Here is a 7,193-nt window from a genome sequence, read left to right as displayed (position 1 = left end):
GCGGGGCTGAGGTGCCAGCCGAGTTTCACTGTCGGCGGTTTGGAGGTAGAAGTGCGGTAGAAGTGCCCCGGTAGAAGTGCCACCCGATTTCCAAAGACGGCCTCTCCAGCCTTCGGCGCCAGATTGCCGAACCGATTTACGTCTTTCACCTGTATGGCAAGAAGACTGAGATACATCCCGCCCGGAGGAGCGCTTGTCGAGGTCACCTGTCGGACGATCCAGGGCCGCCTGCTCCTGCGTCCTTCGGCGGGCCTCAACGACGTCATCCGGGGCGTCCTCGCCCGCGCTGCCCGCCGGTCAGAGGTTCCGATCCACGCCCCGGCTTTCCTCTCCAACCACTACCACCTTCTCCTGACCGTCACCGACGCCCAGCAGCTCGCCGAGTTCATGAACTACCTCAACTCGAATCTCGCCCGGGAGGCCGGCCGCCTCGCGCGCTGGCGCGAGAAGTTCTGGGGCGGGCGCTTCCAGGCGGTCATCGTCTCCGACGAGGAAGAGGCCCAGGTGGCCCGGCTTTCGTACGTCCTTGCGCAAGGCGTCAAGGAAGGTCTCGTCGCTTCGCCGTTCGACTGGCCTGGGGTCCATTGCGCCCAAGCCCTGACCGAGGGGACGCCTCTCTCTGGCCGCTGGCACGACCGGACCCTCGAGTCCGGGGCACGGCGCAAGGGGATTCCGATCGAGCCAGAGGCCTTCATGGAGCATGAGGAGCTCCAGCTCACGCCCCTTCCGTGCTGGGAATCGATCCCCCCGGAGGAGTATCGAGCTCGCGTCCTTCAACTGATCGACGCCATCGAGCATGACGCCCGACGGCTGCAGGAAGAAACCGGGAAGGCGCCGCTCGGAGCCGACGCCGTCTGCCGGCAGAATCCTCATCACGAGCCGAACCGGATCAAGAAGGGCCCAGCCCCCCTGGTGCATGCCGTGGCTCCGGCCGTGCGTCGCAGCCTCCGCAAAGCCTACTTCGCCTTCCGCAAGGCCTATCGATACGCCGCGCACCGGCTTCGGGCGGGCGCGACGGATTTCGAGTTCCCCGTAGGTGCGTTCCCTCCGCGGCTTCCGATTCGACTGGCCGCCCGAACCGGTTAGCGGCTTAGCAAGCTCGAGCACAACCCGAAGACTCTTGGCGCACGGAGCAGCCTTCAGCTGGAACCTCGCGCCTTGGAGACGGTTCCGGGCCCCAATCGATAGGCCACGCAGCGCAACCGCGCTGAGGAATTCCTCCAGCGGACGCTACGACCGACTTGAGCGTGTCCGAATCAGTGAAGGGAGCCGAAAAGAACACGGCTCACGCCAGGAGGATGCAATTTCCTTGGACTAGGGTCGAGAGAGCTTGAAATTTGGGTGGCACCTCTTCTAGGGGGTGGCACCTCTTCTAGGGCGTTGCGAACGTCAACGGGGTGCAGGCTCTTCGGTGGTATCACCAAACACATCGGGATAGTGACGACGAAGCTCATCCAGCGGCGTAAACCGCACGGATCGCTCTTCTGCAACCAGCTCGAGATAGGTGCCACACTTCTTGCACTGGTAAACGGTTCCCTGTCGTTCGCTCGATAAGCCAAGTTCGGCAAAGTTTGAGGTCGGCGCTGGAAACCGATAGCAAGACTCACAAGGCATTTCGACCCCCTTTATGGGTGTGAACGATCACCGGGCCGCGATAAACGGCAGGCTCCGAATCCTCGAGGGTCGTCGTTGAGGCTTTCAACTAAGGGTGGCTGGACGGCAGCTGCGGAGTGCCTTCTCGGGCGAGGCTCGCGAGGGTGGCGGTCTCGAGGCCGAGGTAGCCGAGGATGCGGCGGACGTAGCCCTGAGTCTCGCGGTAGGGCGGGACGCCGCCGTAGCGGTCGACGGAGCCTTCGCCGGCGTTGTAGCCGGCGAGGATCCGCGGCAGGTCGCCGGCGAAGCGGTCGGTGAGGAACGACAGGTAGCGTACCCCCGCTTCGATGTTTCGTTCCGGCTGGAAGAGCTCGCCGGTCCGCACGCCGTAGCGCTTGGCGGTCGCCGGCATGAGCTGCATGAGGCCACGGGCCCCTTTCGGAGAGAGCGCCCGGGGATTGAACGCCGACTCGGCGCGGATCACCGCCGCGATCAGGTGGGGATTGACCTTGTGCTTGCGGGCGGCGGCGAAGATGAGCTCGCTGTAGGCGGTCGCGGGCGCCTTGTCCCCCTCCGTGAAGCGCACCGGGAAGTCATACGCCGTCGCCTCGAGGACCTCGGCCGCCTTCTCCGGCTCGGGGACGACCTCGTCGTCCACCACGCGCTCCACCCGCAGCAGCGGCAGGCGCATCGAGCCGCCCTTGGCGAACGTCAGAACCGCCCCCTGCTCATCGACCACATAGCCTTCGGCCTTGATCACCGAGCCATCGGTCAGGATGACGAGGTGCGCCGGTACCGCGCGCGCCAGGGCGAACGCGCAGAGCGCGAGCCCGAGGGGGCGCAGAAAGGCACGGCAGCGCGCGGATTCCGGCATCGCGGTCACGACTATCTTACGCACGCGGGTGAAAACGGTCATAGGCGCCGCGCAGGCGCTCCTGGTGGATGTGGGTGTAGATCTCCGTCGTCGCGATGTCGGAGTGGCCGAGCATCGCCTGGACGGCGCGCAGATCGGCGCCGTGCTCGAGCAGATGGGTCGCGAAGCTGTGGCGCAGGACATGCGGCGAGATCGGCCGGTCGATGCCGGCGCGCAGGCCCCAGGCCTTGAGGATCTTCCAGAACCCCTGCCGGGTCATCGGCGCACCGCGCAGATTCACGAACACCGCGTCGTGGCGGCCGCGCGCCAACTTCGGGCGGAGCTCCGTCAGGTAGCGGGCGAGAAAACGCTCCGCCTCCTCCCCCACCGGCACCACGCGCTCTTTCGAGCCCTTGCCGAAGGCGAGGAGGTACCCGCCCTTGAGGTCGATCTGCGGCAGCCGCAGACCGACGAGCTCCGACACCCGCAGGCCCGTGGCGTAGAGGAGCTCCAGCATCGCACGGTCGCGCACTCCCGCCGGGGTGGCGAGGTCGGGCGCCGCGAGGAGGCGCTCGACCTCCTCCTCCGACAGCACTTTGGGCAGACGCTTGAACAACCGCGGCGCCTCCAGATTCTCCACCGGATCGTCGCGGCGCTCACCCGCTTCGACCAGATCGCGGTAGAAGCCGTGCATCGCCGCCATCGCCCGGCGCGCCGAGCGCGGGCTGATCTCCTGGCCGTGCAGCCAGCGCAGATGGGCGGCGATCGCCGCCGGGTCGGCGGTGACCAGGTCCGTCCCCGCGCCCTTGCCCTTCTGCCGATCGAGCCAGTCCCCCAGACGCACGAGATCGCTGCGATAGGCCGCCACTGTCTGGGGGGAAAGCCCGCGCTCGAAGGCGAGCGCGTCGAGCCAGAGATCGAGACGCCGCCGCCAGGGGACCGGCGGATTCACCATGCCGGGGCGGCCACCGCCGCGCCGACGAACGGATTCTCGCGCCGCTCCTCGTCGAGCCCGGTCTCGGGGCCGTGCCCGGGAAAGAGCCGATAGTCGCCGCCGAGCTGGAAGAGCTTCTCGCGGATCGAACGGGCGAGCTGGGCGCCGTCACCGCCGGGGAGATCGGTGCGTCCGACGCCGCGGCAGAAGATCGTGTCGCCGACCAGAATCTCCCGACTGGCCTCGTCGATCAGGCAGACGCCGCCGGGGGTATGGCCGGGGGTGTGGAGCACCTGCAGCGCGAGGCCCGCGACCTCGACGTCGGTGCCCTCTTCGAGCCAGCCCGACGGCGCCGGACAAGGGCGTGCCCGGAGAAAAGCCTCGAGCTCCGGCCACTGCGGGCGCTCGAGATAAGGCAGATCGTCGCGATGGATCCAGAGGCCGATGCCGAAGCGCTCCGCGACATGGGCGCAGTGGGCGATGTGATCGACGTGGCCGTGGGTCAGGAGGATGCGCTCCGGGGTGAGACCCCGGCGCTCGATGGCGGCGAAAATCCGGTCGCTCTCGGCGCCGGGATCGACGACGGCGCAGCGGCCGCCTCCGGCGGCGCCTGCGGCCCCGATGAGGTAGCAGTTCTCGGCCAGTGGGCCGACGGTGAGCATCTCCAGGATCACAGTGGAACCTCGCTCACCGCCGACGCCCCACCGAGAGATCGAGCTCGCGTAGCGCCGAGACGCGCGCGAGCTGCGCGTAGTCGCGATCACAGTGGGCTACCGGGAGCTCGTGGCGGAGCGCGCAGGCTGCGATGAGGCAGTCGACGCTCGACCGCGGGGTGACGCCGGCGCGCCGGGCCGAGCGGTAGAGATCGACCGCCTCCTCGACCAGCGGACTCGAGAGCGGCGACTCGACGATTGGAAGCGCGAACATCGCCTCCCGAGCGATGCGATATGCGGCCGGATCCCCAAAGCCCTGCAATACCTCTTGAATCACCGGCAGGCAGGTCACGACCTCTTCAAGCCCGCCCAAGTCGGCCAAGGAGACGGACGGTCGTTGGCGAAAGAGCTCGATCCAGACGGAAGTGTCAACCAGAAACACGCCGACCTTTCACTTTCGGCGGTTCTTCTCCACGCATCCTGGCGAGATCGCCCTGCCACAGCCCCTTGCCGGCGAGCTCGAGGATCTTGCCGGCCCGCGCCCTGCGCACGAGCTCGGAGAGCGCTAGATCGACCGTCGCCGAGTAAGTGCGCTTGCCGCAGAGGCGCGTCGCCTCTTCGAGGAGAACTTCGTCGAGGAGAAGGTTCGTGCGCTTCATGCGCACATTTTATCATCTCTGTGCGCCGAGCTCGTCCGCAGGTCCGCAGGTCTCGCGGCGCCTGGATCCTATTCGGGAACCGGAAGGAACCCGCTGCAAAGCGCGAGAATGCGCTCTTCGGAGAGCACCGCCTTCGACTCCTTGGCGGCGCGGAAGATCGCCTGTACGCACTCGGGCGAGGCCTCGAGACCGCGCTCCTGCAGCCAGCAGAGGACGTTCGCCTGGCCGCTCATCGGACCCACCTCGACCTCCTGCCGCCGGCCGACCATCGCCGCCGGGATGCCCGAGTAGACCCGGTCGGCGAGCCAGTCGTGCCCCTTGGCTCGCGCCTTGAGGATGGCCGCGGCGTGCACTCCCGTCTGGGTGCGGTAGGCGTCCCTGCCGAAGACCGGATAGCTCTCGGGGATCGCCACCCCGGTCGCCCGCGACACCAGCGCGCAGAGCCCGGCGAGCGGCTGCAGGTTCCAGTGGCTCCAGCCGAAGAGCTCGAAGTTCACCAGCAGCTGGTCGAGGGCGCAATTGCCGACGCGCTCGCCAATCCCGAGGATCGTGCCGTGAATCCTGTCCGCGCCGGCTTCGGCGGCCGCGACGGCGTTGGCGAGTCCGAGCCCGCGGTCGTTGTGGCCGTGCCAATCGATCGCCACGTCCTCGCCGGTGTCGTCCACCACCTCACGCAGGAAGCGGACGAGGTTGCGTGCCCCTTCGGGCGTCGCATGCCCGACCGTGTCGGCGATGCAGATCCGCCGCGCCCCGGCCTCGACCGCCGCCGTGTAGAGGGCGCGCGCGTCCTCGGGCCGGGCCCGCGTCGTGTCCTCGGTGACGTACATCACCGGCAGACCCTCGCGCGTCGCGAGCCCGACCGCCTCGCGCGTCAGTTCGAGGAGCTTTGCCATCTCCCACCCTTCAGTGTACTGGCGGATCGGCGACGAGCCGAGGAAGCAGGCGACCTCGATCGCGAGGCCCGTTCGCTGCGAGATCTCGACGATCGGGCGGATGTCGGCCTCGAGCGTTCGCGCCGCGCAGTTGGCGGCGATGGCGAGCTTCTGGTCCACGATCTCCTGGGCGATGCGCGTCACATCGGCGACGACGTGCGACCCGGCGCCCGGCAGGCCGATGTTCAGCGAGTCGATGCCGATGGCGGCGAGACCGTGGAGGATCTCGAGCTTCTGCCCGATCGTCGGCGTCTTCACCGACGGCGACTGCAATCCGTCGCGGAGAGTCTCGTCGTTCAGCGCAATGCGGCCACGCGCCGGATGGAGCTCACCCAGGCAATCGTTCCAGTCATAGATCAACTCGGATACGGAGGGTTGCATCGACGGACCTCCTCAGGAGACGAACGCGGCCGGCCGGGCCGCGGCGCCAGATCCAGGATCGGCCGTTCCCGCAGCACCGGATCCAGAAGCGATGGCTCGCGCCACGAAGTCGCCGACTTCGCCGGTGGTGAGGCTGCCGCCCAGGTCGTGCGTGGTGCGGCCGGTCCGGATCGACTCGCCGACGATGCTCTCGATCTCGAGCGCCGCGGCACGGTGCCCGAGCGTCTCCAGCATCAGGGAGGTCGAGAGGATCGCGCCGAGCGGATTCGCCTTGCCGGTGCCGGCGTATTTCGGCGCCGAGCCGTGCACCGGCTCGAACATGGAGGTGCGCCCCGGATGGAGATTCGCCGAGCCGGCGACCCCCAGACCGCCCTGCAGCGCCGCGCCCAGGTCGGTGAGGATGTCGCCGAACATGTTGTTCGAAACGATGACCTCGAACTGCTCCGGGGCGCGCACCAGCTGCATACAGAGCGCGTCGACGAACATGTGCGAGGCCTCGATCGCCGGATACTCCTTCGCGAGACCGAAGAAGACGCGTTGCCACAGATCGTGGCCGAAACGCATGACGTTCGACTTGTCGGCCATCAGGACCTTCTTCTTGCCGTTCGCCGCCGCCCATTCGAACGCCGCGCGGCAGATGCGCTCGACGCCCTTGTAGGTGTTGACCTCTTCCTGCAGCGCGACCTCGTCGGGGGTCCCCTTCTTCAGGAAGCCGCCGACACCGACGTAAGCACCCTCGGTGTTCTCACGGAAGACCGTGAAGTCGATATCGCCCTCGCTCTTGCCCTTGAGCGGGCAGAGCCGGGCGTCGTAGAGCTTGCACGGCCGGAAGTTGATGTAGAGGTCGAGCTGAAAACGGATCCCGAGCAGGATGTCGGCGGCGTGCCGCATGTCGGGGATGCGCGGGTCGCCGTAGGCGCCGATGAAGATGGCGGAGAAGTTGTCGCGCAGGTCGTCCATCGCGCCGGCCGGGATCGAGACTCCGGTCTCGAGGTAGTGGTCGGCGCTCCACGGGAAATGGACCAGCTCGAGCGGCAGGGAGTGGCGCTCGGCGGCGGCCTGCATCACCTTGACCGCCTCGGCGGTGACGTCGCGGCCGATGCCATCTCCGGGCAGGACAGCGATGCGCTGCGGACGGCGATCCTTCGGGTCGGTCAGATTCATCGTGGCTCTCGCTGGCTCTTGCTG

The 7,193-nt window shown here is 67.8% G+C and carries 8 protein-coding genes; 1 reads left to right on the top strand and 7 read right to left on the bottom strand.

Going from position 1 to position 7,193, the window contains the following annotated elements; all coding sequences use genetic code 11:
- Positions 1 to 153 precede the first annotated feature (153 nt).
- Positions 154 to 1,086, top strand: a complete 933-nt coding sequence (locus tag KBI44_02955; GenBank protein ID MBP9143416.1) for a transposase — start codon at positions 154 to 156, stop codon at positions 1,084 to 1,086.
- Positions 1,087 to 1,702: 616 nt separating this feature from the next.
- Here KBI44_02955 and KBI44_02950 read toward each other — a convergent pair.
- The 7 genes from KBI44_02950 to KBI44_02920 form a co-directional block, all read right to left on the bottom strand.
- Positions 1,703 to 2,509, bottom strand: a complete 807-nt coding sequence (locus tag KBI44_02950) for a lytic transglycosylase domain-containing protein (protein ID MBP9143415.1) — start codon at positions 2,507 to 2,509, stop codon at positions 1,703 to 1,705.
- Positions 2,484 to 3,401 (bottom strand): site-specific tyrosine recombinase XerD, encoded by a 918-nt coding sequence (gene xerD, locus KBI44_02945; GenBank protein MBP9143414.1) that lies wholly within the window; start codon positions 3,399 to 3,401, stop codon positions 2,484 to 2,486. Before xerD ends, KBI44_02950 begins: the two co-directional genes overlap by 26 nt.
- The gene (locus tag KBI44_02940) at positions 3,395 to 4,054 is read right to left on the bottom strand and encodes an MBL fold metallo-hydrolase (GenBank protein ID MBP9143413.1); all 660 of its coding nucleotides are present in this window, start codon (positions 4,052 to 4,054) and stop codon (positions 3,395 to 3,397) included. Before KBI44_02940 ends, xerD begins: the two co-directional genes overlap by 7 nt.
- A gap of 13 nt (positions 4,055 to 4,067) precedes the next feature.
- A complete protein-coding gene (locus tag KBI44_02935; GenBank protein ID MBP9143412.1) occupies positions 4,068 to 4,475 on the bottom strand; it encodes a PIN domain-containing protein in 408 nt (135 codons plus the stop codon).
- The gene (locus KBI44_02930; protein MBP9143411.1) at positions 4,462 to 4,692 is read right to left on the bottom strand and encodes a type II toxin-antitoxin system VapB family antitoxin; all 231 of its coding nucleotides are present in this window, start codon (positions 4,690 to 4,692) and stop codon (positions 4,462 to 4,464) included. The genes KBI44_02935 and KBI44_02930 overlap by 14 nt, the downstream gene beginning before the upstream one ends.
- Before the next feature lie 68 nt (positions 4,693 to 4,760).
- Positions 4,761 to 6,005, bottom strand: a complete 1,245-nt coding sequence (locus KBI44_02925; protein ID MBP9143410.1) for a 2-isopropylmalate synthase — start codon at positions 6,003 to 6,005, stop codon at positions 4,761 to 4,763.
- A gap of 12 nt (positions 6,006 to 6,017) precedes the next feature.
- Positions 6,018 to 7,169, bottom strand: a complete 1,152-nt coding sequence (locus KBI44_02920) for a 3-isopropylmalate dehydrogenase (protein ID MBP9143409.1) — start codon at positions 7,167 to 7,169, stop codon at positions 6,018 to 6,020.
- Positions 7,170 to 7,193: the final 24 nt, after the last annotated feature.

The organism is Thermoanaerobaculia bacterium, assembly GCA_018057705.1.
Lineage (GTDB): Bacteria > Acidobacteriota > Thermoanaerobaculia > Multivoradales > JAGPDF01 > JAGPDF01.
Note: the sequence above shows the minus strand (reverse complement) of the source record. Positions and strands in the feature narration are given on the sequence as shown.

Coding starts and splice junctions, on each gene's coding strand:
- xerD (MBP9143414.1), bottom strand. CDS start 3,401: ATGGTGAATCCGCCGGTCCCCTGGCGGCGGCGTCTCGATCTCTGGCTC.
- KBI44_02955 (MBP9143416.1), top strand. CDS start 154: ATGGCAAGAAGACTGAGATACATCCCGCCCGGAGGAGCGCTTGTCGAG.
- KBI44_02950 (MBP9143415.1), bottom strand. CDS start 2,509: ATGACCGTTTTCACCCGCGTGCGTAAGATAGTCGTGACCGCGATGCCG.
- KBI44_02925 (MBP9143410.1), bottom strand. CDS start 6,005: ATGCAACCCTCCGTATCCGAGTTGATCTATGACTGGAACGATTGCCTG.
- KBI44_02920 (MBP9143409.1), bottom strand. CDS start 7,169: ATGAATCTGACCGACCCGAAGGATCGCCGTCCGCAGCGCATCGCTGTC.
- KBI44_02930 (MBP9143411.1), bottom strand. CDS start 4,692: ATGAAGCGCACGAACCTTCTCCTCGACGAAGTTCTCCTCGAAGAGGCG.